This is a genomic window from Candidatus Methylomirabilota bacterium (assembly GCA_035936835.1).
Lineage (GTDB): Bacteria > Methylomirabilota > Methylomirabilia > Rokubacteriales > CSP1-6 > AR37.
Genome location: DASYVT010000146.1, coordinates 23436 through 41033 on the forward strand (window position 1 = coordinate 23436; position 17598 = coordinate 41033).

Annotated in this window: 19 protein-coding genes; all 19 read right to left on the reverse strand. The window is 70.3% G+C overall.

Annotation, left to right across the window (positions count from 1 at the left end; translation table 11 throughout):
• Positions 1-15: 15 nt before the first annotated feature.
• The 19 genes from lpxC to VGV06_12970 all read right to left on the reverse strand — a co-directional run bounded on the left by lpxC (position 16) and on the right by VGV06_12970 (position 17587).
• Positions 16-957: a UDP-3-O-acyl-N-acetylglucosamine deacetylase gene (gene lpxC / locus VGV06_12880; protein HEV2056047.1), complete on the reverse strand. Its 942-nt coding sequence runs from the start codon at positions 955-957 to the stop codon at positions 16-18.
• A 152-nt stretch (positions 958-1109) separates the two neighbouring features.
• Positions 1110-1529, reverse strand: a complete 420-nt coding sequence (locus tag VGV06_12885) for an archease (protein ID HEV2056048.1) — start codon at positions 1527-1529, stop codon at positions 1110-1112.
• Between the two features lie 41 nt (positions 1530-1570).
• A complete protein-coding gene (locus VGV06_12890) occupies positions 1571-2317 on the reverse strand; it encodes a 16S rRNA (uracil(1498)-N(3))-methyltransferase (GenBank protein ID HEV2056049.1) in 747 nt (248 codons plus the stop codon).
• Positions 2314-3195 (reverse strand): 50S ribosomal protein L11 methyltransferase, encoded by an 882-nt coding sequence (locus tag VGV06_12895; GenBank protein ID HEV2056050.1) that lies wholly within the window; start codon positions 3193-3195, stop codon positions 2314-2316. The genes VGV06_12890 and VGV06_12895 overlap by 4 nt, the downstream gene beginning before the upstream one ends.
• Positions 3195-4292, reverse strand: coding sequence for a molecular chaperone DnaJ (gene dnaJ / locus VGV06_12900; protein HEV2056051.1), 1098 nt, complete (start codon positions 4290-4292; stop codon positions 3195-3197). Before dnaJ ends, VGV06_12895 begins: the two co-directional genes overlap by 1 nt.
• Before the next feature lies 1 nt (position 4293).
• Positions 4294-4830 (reverse strand): nucleotide exchange factor GrpE, encoded by a 537-nt coding sequence (grpE, locus tag VGV06_12905; GenBank protein ID HEV2056052.1) that lies wholly within the window; start codon positions 4828-4830, stop codon positions 4294-4296.
• 172 nt (positions 4831-5002) lie between these two features.
• Positions 5003-6052 carry a heat-inducible transcriptional repressor HrcA gene (gene hrcA, locus VGV06_12910; protein ID HEV2056053.1) on the reverse strand — a complete coding sequence of 350 codons (1050 nt, stop codon included), beginning with the start codon at positions 6050-6052 and terminating at the stop codon, positions 5003-5005.
• A 20-nt stretch (positions 6053-6072) separates the two neighbouring features.
• The gene (locus tag VGV06_12915) at positions 6073-7353 is read right to left on the reverse strand and encodes a coproporphyrinogen-III oxidase family protein (GenBank protein ID HEV2056054.1); all 1281 of its coding nucleotides are present in this window, start codon (positions 7351-7353) and stop codon (positions 6073-6075) included.
• Positions 7354-7556: 203 nt separating this feature from the next.
• The gene (gene lepB, locus VGV06_12920; GenBank protein ID HEV2056055.1) at positions 7557-8225 is read right to left on the reverse strand and encodes a signal peptidase I; all 669 of its coding nucleotides are present in this window, start codon (positions 8223-8225) and stop codon (positions 7557-7559) included.
• A 7-nt stretch (positions 8226-8232) separates the two neighbouring features.
• Positions 8233-10023: a translation elongation factor 4 gene (gene lepA, locus VGV06_12925; protein HEV2056056.1), complete on the reverse strand. Its 1791-nt coding sequence runs from the start codon at positions 10021-10023 to the stop codon at positions 8233-8235.
• A 35-nt stretch (positions 10024-10058) separates the two neighbouring features.
• Complete coding sequence (locus VGV06_12930; protein ID HEV2056057.1) at positions 10059-11201, reverse strand: NDP-sugar synthase; 1143 nt, start codon at positions 11199-11201, stop codon at positions 10059-10061.
• Positions 11120-11290 carry a Trm112 family protein gene (locus VGV06_12935; protein HEV2056058.1) on the reverse strand — a complete coding sequence of 57 codons (171 nt, stop codon included), beginning with the start codon at positions 11288-11290 and terminating at the stop codon, positions 11120-11122. The genes VGV06_12930 and VGV06_12935 overlap by 82 nt, the downstream gene beginning before the upstream one ends.
• Complete coding sequence (locus VGV06_12940; GenBank protein HEV2056059.1) at positions 11287-12216, reverse strand: NAD-dependent epimerase/dehydratase family protein; 930 nt, start codon at positions 12214-12216, stop codon at positions 11287-11289. Before VGV06_12940 ends, VGV06_12935 begins: the two co-directional genes overlap by 4 nt.
• Entirely contained in the window at positions 12213-13148 is a 936-nt protein-coding gene (locus VGV06_12945; GenBank protein HEV2056060.1) for a UDP-glucuronic acid decarboxylase family protein, read from the reverse strand. Before VGV06_12945 ends, VGV06_12940 begins: the two co-directional genes overlap by 4 nt.
• Before the next feature lie 10 nt (positions 13149-13158).
• A complete protein-coding gene (locus VGV06_12950; protein HEV2056061.1) occupies positions 13159-14469 on the reverse strand; it encodes a UDP-glucose/GDP-mannose dehydrogenase family protein in 1311 nt (436 codons plus the stop codon).
• Positions 14470-14545: 76 nt separating this feature from the next.
• Positions 14546-15418: a heme o synthase gene (gene cyoE / locus VGV06_12955; GenBank protein ID HEV2056062.1), complete on the reverse strand. Its 873-nt coding sequence runs from the start codon at positions 15416-15418 to the stop codon at positions 14546-14548.
• A 52-nt stretch (positions 15419-15470) separates the two neighbouring features.
• Positions 15471-16394: a COX15/CtaA family protein gene (locus VGV06_12960; GenBank protein ID HEV2056063.1), complete on the reverse strand. Its 924-nt coding sequence runs from the start codon at positions 16392-16394 to the stop codon at positions 15471-15473.
• Entirely contained in the window at positions 16384-17244 is an 861-nt protein-coding gene (locus tag VGV06_12965; protein HEV2056064.1) for a cytochrome c oxidase assembly protein, read from the reverse strand. Before VGV06_12965 ends, VGV06_12960 begins: the two co-directional genes overlap by 11 nt.
• A gap of 4 nt (positions 17245-17248) precedes the next feature.
• On the reverse strand, positions 17249-17587 hold the full coding sequence (locus VGV06_12970; protein HEV2056065.1) for a cytochrome C oxidase subunit IV family protein: 339 nt from the start codon (positions 17585-17587) through the stop codon (positions 17249-17251).
• Between the last annotated feature and the right edge of the window lie 11 nt (positions 17588-17598).

Here is a 17598-nt window from a genome sequence, read left to right on the forward strand (position 1 = left end):
GGTTTGAGTCGGCTGCTAGAGAGCTGCGATGCCGGGGTGGGACGAGAGGCCGCCGCCCGACACGAGCCGCTCCAGGCGGCCTGCGAGGGTCCCAGCGGGCTGGGTCTGCGGCCGCGCGGCCCGCTGGCGCCGCTCCGCGGCGAGGGCGTCCATCATGGCGGCGACCAGCTTGTGGTTGAGCGCGTGGCCGGCGTTCCTGGCCGTGATGTGACCCATGAGCGGGCGGCCCAGGAGCCAGAGGTCGCCCACCAGGTCGAGCATCTTGTGCCGGACGAACTCGTCCTCGAAGCGGAGGCTGTCGTTGAGCACCGAGCGCTTGCCGACCACGACGGCATTGTCGAGGGAGCCGCCGCGTGCCAGTCCGTTCTTCCGCATGGCCGCGACGTCCTTGAGGAAGCCGTAGGTCCGGGCCGGGGCCAGCTCGTCCACGAACACGCTCTCGCTCACATCGAGGGTGACGACCTGGCAGCCCACGACAGGATGCGGGTTGTCGAGCGTGTAGGTGATGCGGAAGACGTCGGAAGGGGCGATCTCGATCCAGCGGTTGCCGTCCCCGACGCGCACGGGCTCGCGGACGCTGACCGCGCGGCGCGGAACTGGCAGCGTGACGGCGCCCGCAGAGTAGAGCAGGTCCACGAAGGGCTTGGCGCTGCCGTCGAGGGCGGGGACCTCCTCGGCGCTGACGTCGGCCACGAAGTTGTCGATACCGAGCGCGGCGGCGGCGGCCATCAAATGCTCGACGGTGCGCACCCGCACGCCGAAGGCGCCGAGCGTGGTTGCCGCACGGCCGTCCACGACATGCTCGATGTCGGCCGGGACCAGGGTCCCGTCGGCCGCGCGGAAGAGAATGCCGGTGTCGGCGGCGGCGGGGGACAGCGTGAGCTTGACCGGCTCGCCGGAATGAAGCCCAATACCGTCCACCGAAACCTGCCGCCTGATCGTCCGCTGAAAGCTCATACCGGGGCGCGTATAGAGCAAGTGGGATGCCATCCCGGACGACCTGATCTAACTTTTGGTTTTATATGACTGTTCCGCCACGGTACTGGCCAGCGAGTCCACGCTCCGATGACTGTAGGACACGCCACCCGAGCCCGCATGTCTCATTTAGGTTACGCATTCGGGCCACCGACGCCCTGGGTGATGACACGAGCTTCAGACCCGTCGCCAACTGCGAGCACCGCGGCACCGTCGGCGCGGATCCCGCGCACCGTTTCCCGCGGGATGTGGCGGGCCGGGTCGAGGTCTTCCCCGTGGAGGCGGCAGTGCAGGCGCAGCGGCTCGCCGCCCGGGGCGGAAGCATCGAGAGCGAAGATCGTGAACTCGACCCGCCGTGGGACGAAGCCCTCGACGTCCAGGACGTAGAGGCACTCGTTGAGCCAATTCACGAGGAGAGTCTCGGGTGCTGAGCCGTGGGCGCGGACCTCGCGGGCGTCACGCTCTTCGACCGAAGCCGGATCCGCCAGGAGGGCGAACACGCCGAGGGCGACCTGCGCGAAGGCTTCCGGCAGCGTCGCGCCGCGGCCGACCACTCCCCTGCCTCCGCCGGCCTCGACATAGGCGAAGCCTGGGCTCAGGAGCCGCCTCCGCCGAGATCGCCGTAGCGCATCTGTAGGATAGCGAGCCCCACGGGCCCCGCGGTCTCGGTCCGGAGGATGCGGGGGCCCAGGCCCCCGACCACCGCGCCCGCAGCGAGGAGGGCGTCGGCCTCGGCCCGCTCGAGCCCGCCCTCGGGTCCGACCACGACCGTGGCGCGGATCACGGGCCGCGGCGGCAGCTGGGGGCCGAGGGGCTCGGGCGCGTCTTCCCAGAGGCACACGAGCAGCCCGTCGGTCTCGCGGGCCGCGATCCACGCGGCCAAGCTCTGGGGCGGCGTCACCTCGGTAATCAGCGCGCGGCCGCTTTGCTTGGCCGCTTCCTTGGCCACTCGCTGCCACCGGGAGAGGCGCGGCCCCAGCCGCCCCGGCTCGACGCGCACCACGGTGCGCGCCGTCACGAGCGGCACCACGCGCGCTGCGCCGAGCTCGGTCGCCATGCGGATGATGCCCTCCATCTTGTCGCCCTTGGGGATGCTCTGCGCCAGAGTCAGGTGCAGGGGGGATTCGCTCTGCAGCGCGGCGCGCGCGAGCAGGGTGCCGTAGGCGAGGCGGCCGCTCGCGCGCTCGAGCCGCACCGTCAGCACGTAGCCCATGCCGTCGAAGGCCTCGACGATGTCGCCCGCGCCCAGGCGCAGCACGCGCGTCAGGTGCCGCGTCTCCTCGGCGTCGAAGGTGACACGCTCCCCGGCGATGCCCTCGTGGCGGATGAGAAAGCGGGTCACGCGGCGGCCGCTTCCAGGAGCAGCGAGGACCAGCCCTCGATCGCGAGCCGCCCGCGGAGCGCCAAGCCCGCGGGCTCGAGCGCCGCGATCACGTCCTGGTCCTCGTGTTCGAGGATGCCGCCCAGGATCAGCGCGCCGCCCGGCGCCGCCAGCCGGCGATAGTGCGGGGCGAGCGCAAGATGGGTGTGGGCGAGGAGGTTGGCGAGGACAAGCGGGAAGGGCGGGACGTCGCGGAGCGACTCGGGCCCAGCCATGAGGAGCTCGATGCGCTCGGCGCAGCCGTTGCGTGCGGCGTTGACCCGCGCGGCCGCGATGGCGTCCGGATCCACGTCCAGAGCCACGACGAGTGCGGCGCCCAGCTTGACGGCGGCGACGGCGAGGATGCCCGTGCCGGTGCCGATGTCGAGGACCCGCTCGGGCCGCGTGTCGGCGATGGCTTCGTCGAGGAGCGCCAGGCATCCCTCGGTGCTGCCGTGGTGTCCCGTGCCGAAGGCGCGGCCCGGCTCGATCACGACCGCGATTCGATCCGTCGCCTCTGCCGCTTCCCACGGCGGCTTTATCCAGAGCCTCCGCCCGACGGCCCGCGGAGGGAAGGACTGCTGCCACGCGCTGGCCCAGGCTTCCTCGAGGAGCGGCGTGATCTCCACATCGCCCGGCGCCGTCAGGAAGCCCAGGGTGCTGAGGCCGGCCGCGTACTCCCGCACCGAGGTCACGAGGGCGGTGGACGAGGCGCTGTCGGGGAAGAAGGCGCGAAGCCTCGCCGCAGAGACGGGGCTCTCCTCCTCCATCACGCCCAGGGCGCCCTGTTCCCAGAGGAAGTTGGTCAGGCCTTCGGAGGTTTCGGGCGAGGTCGGGACGGTGATCTGCCAGAAGGCCATCAACTGCCGAAGAGCTTCTTCATTCGCTCGAGGAAAGAGGAGAGCAGCGGGCCCGAGGATGCCTTCGATGCCTCGCGGAGCTCTTCGAGGAGCTCCCGTTCCCGTTGCGAGAGCTTCTTCGGCACCTCGATGACCACCTCGTAGACCGCATGGCCGTGCCCCCGCCCTCTGAGGTGGGGCATCCCCTTGCCCTTGAGCGTCAAGCGCTGGCCCGGCTGGGTGCCGGCCGGCACCGTCAGCCGCGCCTTCCCGTCGAGCACGGGCACGTCGACCTCGTCGCCGAGGCAGGCCTGGGAATAGGTCAGCGGCAGCGCGCAGACGAGGTCGGCGCCCTGGCGCACGAAGATCTCGTGCGGCCGGATCTGGAGCAGCACGTAGAGGTCGCCCGGCGGGCCGCCGTGGAGACCGCCCTCTCCCTCGCCCGAGAGGCGCAGCTGGTTGCCGTCCTCGATCCCCGCGGGGATCGTCACCGTGAGCAGTCGCTCGCGCGCCACGCGGCCTTCGCCACGGCAGCCCGCGCACGGGTGGCGGTTGACGCGGCCCGCGCCTCCACAGGCCGGGCACGGGCGCGCGACGGTGAGGAAGCCCTGGGAGAAGCGGACTTGCCCCTGGCCGCGGCACGTCCCGCACGTCTCGGGCGTGGTGCCGGGCTCCTGGCGCGAGCCGCGGCAGGCCTCGCAGGTCTCGTGGCGGGGAATCTGGAGCTTGGTCTCGAGCCCGTGCGCAGCCTCCTCGAGCGAGATTCCGAGCCGGTACTGGAGGTCTTCGCCGCGCCGTGCGCGCGTGCGGCGCGCTCCGCCTCCGCCGCCGAAGAACCCCTCGAAGAGGTCCTCGATGATGGTGCCAAAGCCGACGTCGCCGGGGCCGCCGCCGGGCCCAGGGACGGTGCCGAAGCGGTCGTAGTGCGTGCGCTTGTCCGGATCGGAGAGCACGGTGTACGCCTCGCTGATTTCCTTGAAGCGCTCCTCGGCCCGGGCGTCACCGGGGTTCTTGTCAGGGTGGTGCTGGCGGGCGAGGGTGCGGTAGGCCTTCTTGAGCTCGGCGTCGTCGGCGCCCCGGCCGACGCCGAGGACCGAGTAGTAGTCCTTGGACGCCACGCTAGGACGCGTCGGGGCTCGAGGCCACGGTGACCATGGCCGGGCGGAGGACGCGCCCGTTGAGGAGATAGCCGCGCGCCGTCTCGTCCACCACCGTGCCCTCGGGCCGGCCCTGGGCGGGCACGCGCGCGATGGCCTCGTGCCGCTCGGGGTCGAAGAGCTGGCCGACGGAGGGGAAGGGGGTTACCCCGAACTTCTCCAGCACGCGCAGGAGCTCGCGCTGGGTCAGCTCCACCCCGGCCGTGACGGCCGCCGCCGCGGGCTCGCCGCGGGCCGCCTGAAGCGCCCGCTCGAAATTGTCGAGGACCGGCAGGAGCTCGCGCAGGAGCGACTCGTTGGCGTAGTGTGTGTACTCCTCCCGCTCGCGGGCGGCGCGCTTGCGGGCGTTGTCGAACTCGGCGGCAGCCCGGAGGTAGCGGTCGCGGTGCTCTTCGGCTTCGCGCCTCTTGGCTTCGAGGGCGTCGCGGAGACGCCGGATCTCTTCCTCGGGCTCGAGCGAAATACCGCCGTCCTCAGGGTCCAGGATGTGGTCGTTCATGACACAGAAAGTATAGCAGACGGGAGCCGGTTGACCTGCGGCCGGTACCGGTTTGACCTGCGGACGGGGGGAGTGCGGGGGCACGCGGTGTGAGCCGCAGCCGAAGGCGAGGCGAGGGCTGAGACTGGTCGAGGCCCCCGCTGATGAACAAGGGCCTGCGGCCGGCACCGGATCAGGATGGAAGGTACAGTTCTCTTTGCACTCGCGACAACGAGTCGGAGACGAGCCGCGCGGTCTCGTCCACGATGGCGATGACGTCGCCGTAGGCCATGCGTCGCGGCCCGACCACTCCCAGCACGCCCAGCACCTGACCGCGGTAGGTGTACGTGGAGGTGATGAGGCTGCACTCGCGCATCTCCTCGACCGGATTTTCCCCACCGATCAAGACCTGCACGCCCCGCTCCTCGGCCATGCGCGTCAGGAGGTCCACGAGGCGGGCTTTGTCCTCGAAGGCCTTGAGCAGCCCGCGCATGGTGGCGACGTCGCTGAAGTCGGGATGGTCGAGCACGTTGATGGCGCCGCTGATGTAGAGGTTGCGGTCCTGCAGCAGCCCGACGATCTGGTCGAGGACGCCGCGGCTCCTGGTCCAGAGCGGGTCGAGCGGGTCGGCCGGGCGCTCGATGTCGTCGAGGATGGCCTGGAAGGTCTTGCCGCGGTAGCGCCGCGTCAAGGTCCGGCCGATCTCGCGCAGCTCCTCGACGCTCGGGCGGGGCAGCGGCGTGATGGCGCGGGCCGTGACCCAGCCCGTATCCGTGACGACCACGGCCAGCGCCCGGTCTTCGCCCAGGCCGACCAGCTCGATCCGGTCCAGCGCGGTGCGGCGGAGCGGCGGGGCGAGGAGCATCCCGGTCATGTGTGTGCCGTCCGAGAGGCGCGTGGGTGTCTCCGACATGAGCCGCTCGCCCGCGTCCGTCGGCGGGGCGGCGGTCTCCGCGGTCTTGGCGCCGGCCGGGGCGGCTTTCCACGGCACCTCGCCCAGGGCGCTGACGTAGAAGCGGTAGGCCTTGTCCGTCGGCACGCGGCCGGCCGACGTGTGAGGGTGGGTGAGAAAGCCCTGCTCCTCGAGGTCGGCCATCGCGTTGCGGATGGTCGCCGGCGATAGCCCCCGGACGTGACGGCGCGAGACGGACCGCGACCCCACGGGCTGAGCGGTCTCCACGTATTCCGCGATGACAGCCAGGAGCACCTGCCGCAGACGCTGGTCGAGAACGGGCGGAGCCATGGTGGCCGTATCGTACCCGATTAAAGGAGATCGATGAAGAGCGCGTCCGAGAGGAGAAAGCCCGCCTCGGTCAGGCAAACACGTCCCTCGCGCTCCACGACGAGCCCGCGCTCACGCCACGCCGCGAGCGTGGCCTGGAGCCGCGCCGGTCCCAGCGCGGCGCGCTCATCGAGCCACGCGGCCGGCACGCCGTCGCTGAGCCTGAGACCGAGGATCAGGCGCTCGGCCAGGCGCTGGCGCGGCGTCAGCGTCTCGTGCGTGCCGACGGGCGGCTCACCGCCCGCGACCATGGCGCCGTAGCGCTCGACGGGCTTGACGTTGCCGTAGCGCACGTCCCCGAGGAACCCGCAGGCGCCAGGGCCCAGGCCAAGGTACTCCTCGGCGCGCCAGTAGATCTGGTTGTGCGTCGAGCGGTGCCCCGGGCGGGCGTAGTTGGAGACCTCGTAGTGCTCGAAGCCCGCCTCTGCCGCGAGCTGGGTGAGCCGCGTGTATTGCGCGGTCACCGTGTCCTCCGGGGGGAGGACTATTGGGATTTCGCTCGCCTCGGCCGGCGGGGCCCCAGCCCCGCGACGTCCTGCGGCTCGGTCCTGGATTTCGCTCGCCTCGGCCGGCGGGGCCCCAGCCCCGCGACGTCCTGCGGCTCGCCCTACAGACGCCGCCGCGTGCCAGAGGCTGCCCTCGTCGAGCGTCAGCGCGTAGGCCGAGAGGTGATCGGGTCCCCAGCCGAGCGCGCCCTTGACCGTCTCCTCCCAGGTCGCGAGGTCGAGCGCCGGCAGCCCGTAGATCAGATCGACGCTGACATCCTCGAAGCCCGCGGCGCGCGCGGCATCGAAGGCCTCGCGCGCCTGCGCGGCGGTGTGGAGCCGGTCCAGCGTCGGCAGGATGCGGTCGTCCAGGCTCTGGACGCCCAGGCTGATGCGCGTGACGCCCGCCCGGCGATAGCCCGACAGCCGCTCGAGGCTCACGCTCTCGGGATTGCACTCGACTGTGATCTCGGCGCCGGCCTCGATGCCGACGCGAGCCCGGAGGCGATCGAGGATCTCCGCCATGGCCTCGGCCGGCAGCAGTGAAGGTGTGCCGCCGCCGAGGAAAACGCTGCGAAGGCCGACGGCGCCCGCCCACGGGGCGCGGGTGACGAGATCCATCTCGCCGAGGAGCGCCGGGAGGAAGCGCGCGACGGCGCCGGGCGAATCGGGCGCGGTGTTAAAGGAGCAGTAGCCGCAGCGCTTCGTGCAGAAGGGGACGTGGAGGTACGCGCCGATCGAGCCCGAGCGAGGAATCCACGAGTCAAGTGAAGTCATCACGACGTAGTCCCCATCTCAGGCTGCTCAAAGAGGTCCAGATGCGAGGCGGCGCCCCGCCGTTCGAGTTGAGCGGCCGCCGCGAGACGAGGGCTGAGTTGATCCGCACGCGAGGCGTACTCCTGTACGTTGAGCGTGCGATCGAGGGCGCCCCAACAGGCTTCTTGCTAAATGGCGCAGATGGGCCTCTTTCAGCAACCGCTCTACGGCAGCCAGTTGCCCAGGCGGCCCCAGCGCGGCCAGTGGCTCTCCCCGTTCCACGACCAGTAGATCAGGAAGGCCTTGCCGCGGATCTTCTCGCCCCGGACGAAGCCCCAGTAGCGGCTGTCCTGCGAGTTGTCCCGGTTGTCGCCCATGACAAAGTACGAGCCCGGCGGCACCACGAGCGGGTCGCATCCGTAGAGGTAACCGCAGTGGCCCGACGGGACGGCGGGCATCGAGCCGGGTCGGGCGTACGGCTCCTCGATCGGCCGGCCGTTGAGCTTGACGCGGTTGTCCTGCACCTGCACGGTGTCGCCCCCGACCGCGATGATGCGCTTGATGAAGTCGCGGCTCTCGTCGTTGGGGTACTTGAACACGACGATGTCGCCGCGCTCCGGCTTGCGGAAGCCCGGCAGGTGGGTGTCCGAGAACGGCAGCTCGGCGCCGTAGAGGAACTTGTTGACGAGGATGTAGTCGCCCACGAGCAGGGTGTCCATCATGGAGCCCGACGGGATGGTGAAGGCCTGCACCCCGCACTGGCGGATCACGAGCGCCAGCAGCCCGGCGATGAAGATGGCCTCGGCGTACTCGCGGACGAGCGACTTGCGGCGCGCGGGGGCCGTGGCCTCGACGGGCGCGGGCGCTTCGGGGTGGGTCTGGGTCGGGCTCATCCGACGCTCAGCTCTTGAGGACCGACAGGAACGCTTCCTGCGGCACCTCGACCTTGCCGACCTGCTTCATGCGTTTCTTGCCCTCCTTCTGTTTCTCGAGCAGTTTGCGCTTTCGCGTGATGTCGCCGCCGTAGCACTTGGCGGTGACGTTCTTGCCCATGGCCTTGACGGTCTCGCGCGCGATGACCCGGCTGCCGATGGCCGCCTGGATGGCGACCTCGTACAGCTGCCGCGGGATGACGCCGCGAAGCTTTTCGGTCAGCGCCTTGCCCTTTTCGTAGGCCTTGTCGCGGTGGGCGATGACGCTCAGCGCGTCCACCGGGTCGCCGTTGAGGATGATGTCGAGCTTGACCATGTCCGACTCGCGGAACTCGAGGAAGTCGTAGTCGAACGACGCGTAGCCTTTCGAGATGGACTTGAGCTTATCGTAGAAGTCGATCACGATCTCGGAGAGCGGGAAATCGAACTGGATGTGGCAGCGCTTGCCCAGGTACTCGAGCGACTTGTGTTCGCCTCGTTTGTCCTGCGCCAGCTTGTAAATCTCGCTCATGAACTCGGTCGGCACGAAGACGGAACCGCGGACGTAGGGCTCCTCGATCCGCTCGATCTTGTCCACGGGCGGCAGCTTGGACGGGTTGTCGATCTCGATGGTCTCGCCCTGCATCGTCACCACTCGGAAGCGCACGCTCGGGGCCGTGACGATCAGCGACAGGTTGAACTCGCGCTCGAGCCGCTCCTGGACGATCTCGAGGTGGAGCATACCCAGGAAGCCGCAGCGGAAGCCGTAGCCGAGCGCGAGCGAGGTCTCGGGCTCGAAGCTGAAGGCGGAGTCGTTGAGGCGCAGCTTCTCGAGGGCGTCCCGCAGCCCCTCGTAGTCGGTGTCCTCGATCGGGTAGAGACCCGCGAAGACCATGGGCTTGGCCTCGCGGTAGCCAGGGCAGGGCTCGGCGGTCGGGCTCAGCACGTCGGTGATCGTCTCGCCCATCTTCGCGTCGGCGACGCGCTTGATGGAGGCGGTAAGAAAGCCCACCTGGCCTGCGCTGAGCTCGTCCACCGGGCGCATGTCGGGGGCGAAGATGCCGACCTGCTGGACCTCGCAGGTCTTGCCGTTCGACATGAGCAGGATGCGCATCCCCGCCCGCACGCGCCCGTCGATCAGCCGGATGTAGACGACGACGCCCTGGTACGAGTCGTAGAAGGAGTCGAAGACGAGCGCCTTGAGCGGCGCCTCCGCGTCTCCCTTGGGCGGCGGGATGCGGCTCACGATGGCTTCCAGCACCTCGGGCACGCCCGTGCCGTGCTTCGCCGAGATCGTGAGCGCCGTGTCGCCGTCGAGCCCCAGCATCTCGGTGATCTGCGCCCGCGTGCCTTCCACGTCGGCCGCCGGCAAGTCAATCTTGTTGATGACCGGGATAATCTCGAGCCCGCCGTCGAGCGCGAGGTAGAAGTTGGCCAGCGTCTGGGCCTCGACGCCCTGGCCCGCGTCCACGATCAGGAGCGCGCCCTCGCACGCGGCCAGCGAGCGCGACACCTCGTAGGAGAAGTCCACGTGGCCGGGCGTGTCGATCAGGTTGAGCGTGTACTCGTGGCCGTCGCGCGCCGCGTAGAGGAGGCGCACGGTGTGAGCCTTGATGGTGATGCCGCGCTCCTTCTCGAGGTCCATCGAGTCGAGGACCTGTCCCACGGCCTTCTTGGCGTCCATGGTGCCGGTGAGGGACAGCAGACGATCCGCCAGGGTGGACTTGCCGTGGTCGATGTGGGCGACGATGGAGAAGTTGCGGATGCGGTCCGTGGTCATCTGCCTCAGGATATCACGCGCTGAGCCGCGATGCGTCAGCGGACGAGGTGGACGCGCGAGGCTACGACGGCGCCGTCCTCGAGCACGACGCCGGGGCCGACGTGGGCGTGCTGGCCGATGCGGACGTCGGCGCCGATGATGCAGTCGCGGAGCACGGCGCCGGCGCCGACCGAGACGCGCTCCCAGAGGACGGCGCCCTCGACGGCTGCCGCCGCTCCGACGACGCATCCCGGGCCCAGGACGGCGGAGGGGCCGACGCGGCAGTCGTCCGCGAGCCGGCACCCCGCGCCGATCACGACCGGCGCCACGGCTGAGACGCGCGCGCCCAATACCGCGTCGGTCGCGATCGAGCGCCGGTCGCCGCCCGCGCCCGCCGGGCCCACGTCCGTCGCCACCCGGCCCTCCAGCAGGTCGAGCTGGGCCTGGCGGTATTTTTCGGGGCTGCCGATGTCGATCCAGTAACCGTCGCCGACCCACCCGAAGAAAGGCAGGCCGTCGGCCAGGAGCCCCGGGAAGAACTCGCGCTCCATGGACGCGACGCGGCCGGGCGAGATTCGCGCCAGCAGGGCGCCGTCGAGCACGTAGATCCCGGCGTTGACCGTGTCGGCCGTTCGCTGCGCCGCGCTTGGTTTCTCCACGAATCCTGTCACGCGCCCGTCGCCAGTCACCTCGACCAGGCCGTAGGGGCTGGGGTCTTCCACGCGCGTCAGGAAGATCGAGGCCCGCGCCCCTCGCTGGGCGTGGAAGCGCAGCATGGCGGAGAGGTCGACGTCGGTCAGGACGTCGCCGTTGAGCACGACGACGAGGCCGCTCACGAGATCGGCCGCGTTCCGGACGCCGCCCGCCGTCCCCAACGGCTCCGCCTCGACGGCGTAGTCGAGCCTGACGCCCCAGCCGGCGCCGTCGCCCATGGTCCGCCGAACCTCGTCCACGAGATAGGAGCACGACAGCACGACGCGCTCGATCCCGTGCCGACGCAGCAAAGCCAGCTGGTAGACCAGAAACGGGACGTTGAGCAGCGGGACGACAGGTTTCGGGCGGGAGCTCGTCAGGGGGCGCAGGCGCGTGCCTTGGCCCCCGGCCAGGATGACGGCGGTTATGTGCCCGGTGTCCAGGGCTGCGCCTCGCTGATGAGCATGACCGGGATGCCGTCGCGGATCGGGTAGGCTTTCTTGCACCGCTGGCAGATGATGCGCGTCTCCTCGAAGATGAGGTTGCCCTTGCAGGCCGGGCAGGCCAGGATGGACCGCAGCTCCTCGTCGATCATCGTCCGGTCTCCTTCCTGAAGTGGTCGAGAGTCTGGATCAAGCCGTCGCCGAGGGGCGCGGTCGGACGCCAGCCGAGCACGCGCTCGGCTAGCTTGGGGCTCAGACAGCTGCGCCGCTGCTCGCCGGGTCGCGCGGGGGCGTGGACGGCGTCGACGCTTGCGTCCGCGGCGGCCCGAAGCGCGTCGCAGATGGCGTTCACCGAGGTCTCCACTCCGGTGCCGATGTTCAGCGGCCCGGTGACGTCCGGCCGCTCGAGCGCCAGCAGATTGGCCGCGGCCACGTCATCCACGTGGACGAAGTCGCGCGTCTGGAGACCATCGCCGTTGATCACGGGCGCCTCGCCCGCCAGGATGCGGCGGCAGAAGATGGCCACCACGCCCGCCTCGCCGTAGGGGTTCTGCCGCGGGCCGTACACGTTGGCGTAGCGGAGGGAGACGCCGCTCATGCCCCAGACGGCTCCCCACGCGTCTACGTATTGTTCCATCGCGACCTTGGTGATCCCGTAGGGGGACGCGGGCCGGGCTGGGTGCTCCTCGGGCGTGGGGATCAGGTCCGTGTCGCCGTAGCCGGCGCCGCCGCTCGAGGAGTAGATCATCCGCCGCACGCCGAAGCGCCGGCAGCAGTCGAGCAGGTTGAGCCCGCCGCTGATGTTGACCGACGCGTCGAACGCGGGATCGGCGACGGAGCGGGCGACGGAGGCCTGGGCGGCCAGGTGCGCCACCGCGTCGGGACGCTCGGCCGCGAAGACCTCGCTGAGCTGCCCGCTCCGGATGTCGAGCGCGTGGAAGACCGCCTTCGGAGGGAGCCACGCGCGGTTGCCCGTCGAGAGGTCGTCCACGATGGCCACCGCGTGCCCGGCGCGGATGAAGGCGTCCGCGACGTGGGAGCCGATGAAGCCGGCTCCGCCCGTGACGAGCACCTTCACGCGGGGCGCCCCAGCTTGCGGCACCATTCGAGTGTTCGGGCCAGTCCCTCTTCGAGCTCGACGGTCGGCTCCCAGCCGAGCAGCCGCCGCGCCCGGCCGATGTCGGGCTTGCGGACCTTCGGGTCGTCGGTCGGCAGCGGGCGGAAGACGATCTCGCTCGTGGAGCCCGCGGCGCGGATGACGTGCTTCGCGAGCTCGAGGAGGGTCATTTCGCGGGGGTTGCCGAGGTTGACCGGGTCGTTGACGGGCGCCTGCATGAGCCGCCAGATGCCCTCCACGAGATCGGAGACGTACATGAAAGAGCGCGTCTGGGAGCCGTCGCCGTAGACGGTCAGTGGCTCGTTCAGCAGCGCCTGTCGCACGAAGGTCGGGACCGCGCGGCCGTCCGTGAGACGCATGCGGCTGCCGTAGGTGTTGAAGATGCGGACGATGCGTGTGTCGAGTCCGTGGACGCGGTGGTAGGCCATCGTCATGGCCTCGGCGAAGCGCTTCGCCTCGTCGTAGACGCCGCGGGGCCCCACCGGGTTGACGTTGCCCCAGTAGTCCTCCCGCTGCGGGTGCACCAGCGGGTCGCCGTAGACCTCCGACGTCGAGGCGAGGAGGAACTTGGCGCGGCGGGCCTTCGCGAGCCCGAGGGCCCGGTGGGTGCCGAGCGAGCCGACCTTGAGCGTCTGGATGGGCAGCTCGAGGTAGTCGATGGGCGAGGCGGGGCTCGCGAAGTGGAGCACGTAGTCGACGCCGCCCTTGATCGAGATGAAGTTGGTCACGTCGTACTCGACGAAGATGAAGCGCGGGTCCTGGATGTGGGCAATGTTGTCGAGCGAGCCCGTCAGGAGGTTGTCCATGCAGACGACCTCGCAGCCCTTCCCCAGGAGGAAGTCGCAGAGGTGCGAGCCGATGAACCCCGCGCCGCCCGTGACGAGGACCCGCACGCGGGCGCCCTCAGGCCGGAAGGACGGGTTTCCGTCCGACCGAGTGGTACTCGAAGCCGAGCCTGCGCATGCGCTCCGGCTCCCAGAGGTTGCGCCCGTCGAAGACCACGGGACGCTTGAGCAGGCCGCGCAGCCGCTCGAGGTTGAGGTACTTGAACTCGTTCCACTCCGTCACCAGCACGACCGCGTCCGCGCCCTCGGCCGCCTCGTAGGGCGAGTCGCTGAAGGTGACGCCGGCCGGCAGGAGTCGCTTGGCGTTCTCCATGGCCGCCGGATCGTAGGCGCGGATCCTGGCGCCGGCCGCGTGCAGGAGCTGGACGACCTCCACGCTCTTGGCCTCGCGCATGTCGTCGGTATTGGGCTTGAAGGCCAGACCTAGGACCGCGACCGTCTTGTCGTCGAGGGGCCCCAGGGTTTTGACGACGGTCTCGACCAAGTGCGCGGCCCGCTCTCGGTTGATCTCCGCGACCGAGCGCAGGAGCTTGAAGTCGTAGCCGAGGCGGCCGGCCGTGTGGATGAGCGAGTCCACGTCCTTGGGGAAGCAGGAGCCTCCGTAGCCCAGCCCCGCCTGGAGGAACGCCCCGCCGATGCGCGGGTCGAGCCCCATGCCCTTCATGACCTGCGTCACGTCTGCGCCGGCCGCCTCGCAGATGTTGGCGATGGCGTTGATGAAGGAGATCTTGACGGCGAGGAAGGCGTTCGACGCGTACTTGATGACCTCCGCCGCCGGCAGATCGGTGATGATCATGGGCCGCTCGAGCGGCGCGTAGAGCTCGACGAGCGTCATCGCGACCTGATGGGTGGGCGCGCCGATGACGATGCGATCGGGCCGCAGCGTGTCCTCGATGGCCGAGCCCTCGCGCAGGAACTCGGGGTTCGACACGACGTCGAACTCGACCGGGCGCGGCTGGTGGCGCCCGATGACCTCGCGGACGAGCTCGCCCGTGCCGACCGGGGCCGTGGACTTGTTGACGACCACCTTGTAGCGGTCCATCGAGCGGCCGATCTCGGCCGCGACCGCCTCGACGTGCGAGAGGTCGGTCTCGCCGCTGTCCTTGGGCGGCGTGCCGACGGAGATAAAGATCACGTCCCCATGGCGGATGCCCGCGCCCAGGTCGGTGGTGAACGACAGCCGCCGGTCCTCCACGTTGCGCGCGACCATCTCCTCGAGGCCCGGCTCGTAGATGGGCATGCGCCCGGCCTTGAGGGCGTCGATCTTGGCGCGGTCGTTGTCCACGCAGACCACGTCGTTGCCCAGGTCGGCGAAGACCGCCCCGGTGACGAGCCCGACATAGCCTGTGCCGACGACGCAGATGTTCATGGGTGCGCGCTTGCGAGCGTCCTAGGATACCAAACGGGGGCCCCGGAGGCCAATTCAGACCCTTCCCCGCTTCCTCTCAGAAGAGACGCCAGACGAGGCGCTCGGCGACCATCCCGGCGAAGAGCAGGAGCAGGTAGAAGTTCGAGAAGAGGAAGAGCTTGAGCCACCCGCGCTGGTCGTGTGGCTCGCGGGCAAACTTGACGGCGAGCCACATGAGCCGCCCGCCGAGCAGCGCCGCGATCACGAAGCTGACCGGCCCGCCGACGCCGAAGGTCGGCGCCGCAAGAGACCACGCGGTCAGCCCCGAGGCGTAGAGCAGGATGAGCCGCGCTGTGCCCTCGACGCCGACGACCTCGCTGACCATGGGGAAGCCGCCCGAGGCGTAGTCGGCGCGGTAGCGGAGCGAAAGCGCCCAGAAGTGGGGCATCTGCCAGAGGAAGAGAATGCCGAAGAGGATGATGGCGCCGGCGTCGGTCAAGCTGCCGCCCGCCGCGACCCAACCGATGACGGGCGGGATCGAGCCTGGGATGGCGCCCGGTACGGCGGCGAAGGGCGAAGTCGGCTTGAGCCACGGCGTGTAGACCCCGTTGTAGAAAACCGCCGCAATGACCCCGAGCACGCCCGCAGTGCGGCCGATGCCGAGCCACAGCACAACCGCGCCCCCGGCTGTGGCAAGGGCGGCGAAGGCGAGGCCCTGGGCGTGAGAGAGGCGCCCCGAGGGCAGCGGGCGGTTCGCCGTGCGCGCCATCAGCGCGTCCTTGTCGCGCTCCTGCACCTGGTTGAGGGCCGACGCGCCCGAGGAGAGCAGCATCACGCCCGCCAGCACGACGAGGCCGTGCGCCCAGGGGAAGTCGACGCCGAGCGGCGCGCGCAGCATGAAGCCGGCCGCCGCCGACACCAGCACGAGCAGCACGATGCCGAACTTGGACAGCTCCGCGTAGGCGCTCACGCGCTCGCCGAGGCCTGTGGCCGCCCACGCGCGGGCGGTCGAGCTTAAAGCCCTAGGAGGCACGGGCGACCCCGCCGTTGATCTCGCCTGTCCGGGCTTCCGCGCCCCGCGCGACGGTAATCCACCCCTCGGCGTGCGCCGAGAGCCAGACGAGCACTCCCCACAGCGCGTAGGCGACCACGGCGTGCGCCGCGCGGAGCGGCACGGCCAGCCCTCCGAGCACGGCCATGATCCCCAGCGCCACCTGCAGGACGGCGAGCACCGCCGCCGCCGCCGCGGGCCTTGCCAGCGCCGTGCGCCGCGCCGCCAGTGCTAAGTGGACGAAGAGCCCGAGGAGCACCACGCCGAGCCACCGGTGGATCCAGTGAATTCCGCTCTCCCAGTGGTGCGGAAGGAGGCTGCCGCTGCAGAGCGGGAAGTCGGGGCAGGCGAGCCCCGCGCCCGCGTGGCGCACGTAGCCGCCGAGCGCCAGCTGGAGGAGGAGCGCCGCCAGGCCGGCCATGGCCAGCCGTTTGAGCCGCGCCGGCACCGGGGGGTGCGCCCGCGTGCCCTCGGCCAGGATGATGAGCCCGGCGAGGATCAGGAGCGCGTTCACGAGGTGGGCGGTGCTCACGAGATCAGGCAGCTTGAAGAGCACCGTCACGCCGCCCAGGCCGATCTGTGCCGCGAGGAGGGCGACCAGGATGAGGCTCAAGCGTCGCGGCGCGCGCGCCGTCGTGCGCCGCCACGTCAGGACCACGGTCACGAGCAGCAGCAGGGTGAACGGGATGGCCTTGAGCCGGTGGCTGAACTCGATCAAGACCTGGGTCTCGGCGGGCGGCAGGAGGCGCCCGTGGCAGAGCGGCCAGTCGGGGCAAGCGAGGCCGGAGCCGGTGGCGCTCACGATGTTGCCCATGGTCATGAGAAGGGAGAGGGCGACGATGGCCGCCCATGTCCAGGCGCGCGGCGGGCAGGCGCGCGGCGGGCTACCTGCCATGCGAGGCTCCGAGCGGGGCGATGGCGCCGTCCTGGCCACCGGCGGCCTGCCAGCGGAAGAAGACGACGCTGATCGCGATCAGGAAGGCGAGCCCCCCGGGGATCCACATGATGAGGCCGCCCAGGTGCTGGTCGGTGTGCGGTGTGAGCGCCTCCCACACCCGGGGCGCCGCAGCGTAGTAGGGGTACAGCACGGTTCCGGCCATCGTGATGAAGATCGAGACGACGACCATGGGCAAGCCGACCACGAACAGGTACAGCATCTGCACGGGATAGGGCGCGCGCGGCAGCTCGGGCGAGGGCGACACGACCGGCCACCACAGGAGGACCGACACGACCATGATCATCAGGTGCTGGACGATGTGCACGCCGTGGTGGTCCATCGCCAAGTTGTAGAGCGGCGGCAGGTGCCAGGCCACGAGCACGAGATTGAAGCTCGCGAACGCGCCCGAGGGCCGCGTCAGGCGCCGTCCGAGGCGCAGCACCCGCGGGTGCTGCAGGAGCGGCGAGAGCATCCAGCCCGGCGTGCCGTAGAGCAGGAGCGGCGGCATGGCGAAGACCAGCAGGAGGTGCTGCACCATGTGCGCGCTGAAGAGGTAGTAGTCCGAGAGGTCGTGGAGCGGTCCGGTCAGCGAGCCCAACAGCACCGCGAGCCCCGCGAAGAAGGAGACGACCTGGACGCCTTTCACGGGCCGACCCTGGGCGCGCCCGCGGCGGAGCGCGGCCACGTACAGGCCGCCCAGCGCCGCGACGCCCGCGACGACGGTGGGATCGGGGTGCCACGCGGTCCAGTCAAAGCCGTCGGGGCCGAGGGGCGGCGGCCCCGCGGGCCCGGGCACTAGGTGCGCCATGCTTCTACCCGCGCGCGAGCAGGACGTAGGCGCTGAAGAGCGCCATGATGGCGAGGATGATACACATGGCGATGAGCAGCGGGCCGACGAAGAGCACGGTCAGGAGCTTGTTGTCGTAGCGCAGGTGCATGAAGAAGGCGACCACCAGCCCGAACTTGAAGACCGAGAAGACGAGGAGCAGCGCGACCAGGGCGTGGCTCGGGAGGCCTGGCACGTACAGCGCGCCGATCTCGATGGCCGTGAGAATGCCCAACACCACGGCCACCCGGATATAGGTCTGGACTGTGGCATGGCCCCCGCCCGGGGCGTGGGCTTCTGCGGGAGCGGCGTGGCTCGAATCCATAACCCTCGACC

Coding starts and splice junctions, on each gene's coding strand:
- lpxC (HEV2056047.1), bottom strand. CDS start 957: ATGAGCTTTCAGCGGACGATCAGGCGGCAGGTTTCGGTGGACGGTATT.
- VGV06_12895 (HEV2056050.1), bottom strand. CDS start 3,195: ATGGCCTTCTGGCAGATCACCGTCCCGACCTCGCCCGAAACCTCCGAA.
- grpE (HEV2056052.1), bottom strand. CDS start 4,830: ATGAACGACCACATCCTGGACCCTGAGGACGGCGGTATTTCGCTCGAG.
- hrcA (HEV2056053.1), bottom strand. CDS start 6,052: ATGGCTCCGCCCGTTCTCGACCAGCGTCTGCGGCAGGTGCTCCTGGCT.
- VGV06_12915 (HEV2056054.1), bottom strand. CDS start 7,353: ATGACTTCACTTGACTCGTGGATTCCTCGCTCGGGCTCGATCGGCGCG.
- lepB (HEV2056055.1), bottom strand. CDS start 8,225: ATGAGCCCGACCCAGACCCACCCCGAAGCGCCCGCGCCCGTCGAGGCC.
- lepA (HEV2056056.1), bottom strand. CDS start 10,023: ATGACCACGGACCGCATCCGCAACTTCTCCATCGTCGCCCACATCGAC.
- VGV06_12935 (HEV2056058.1), bottom strand. CDS start 11,290: ATGATCGACGAGGAGCTGCGGTCCATCCTGGCCTGCCCGGCCTGCAAG.
- VGV06_12950 (HEV2056061.1), bottom strand. CDS start 14,469: ATGAACATCTGCGTCGTCGGCACAGGCTATGTCGGGCTCGTCACCGGG.
- VGV06_12960 (HEV2056063.1), bottom strand. CDS start 16,394: ATGGCAGGTAGCCCGCCGCGCGCCTGCCCGCCGCGCGCCTGGACATGG.
- VGV06_12965 (HEV2056064.1), bottom strand. CDS start 17,244: ATGGCGCACCTAGTGCCCGGGCCCGCGGGGCCGCCGCCCCTCGGCCCC.
- VGV06_12970 (HEV2056065.1), bottom strand. CDS start 17,587: ATGGATTCGAGCCACGCCGCTCCCGCAGAAGCCCACGCCCCGGGCGGG.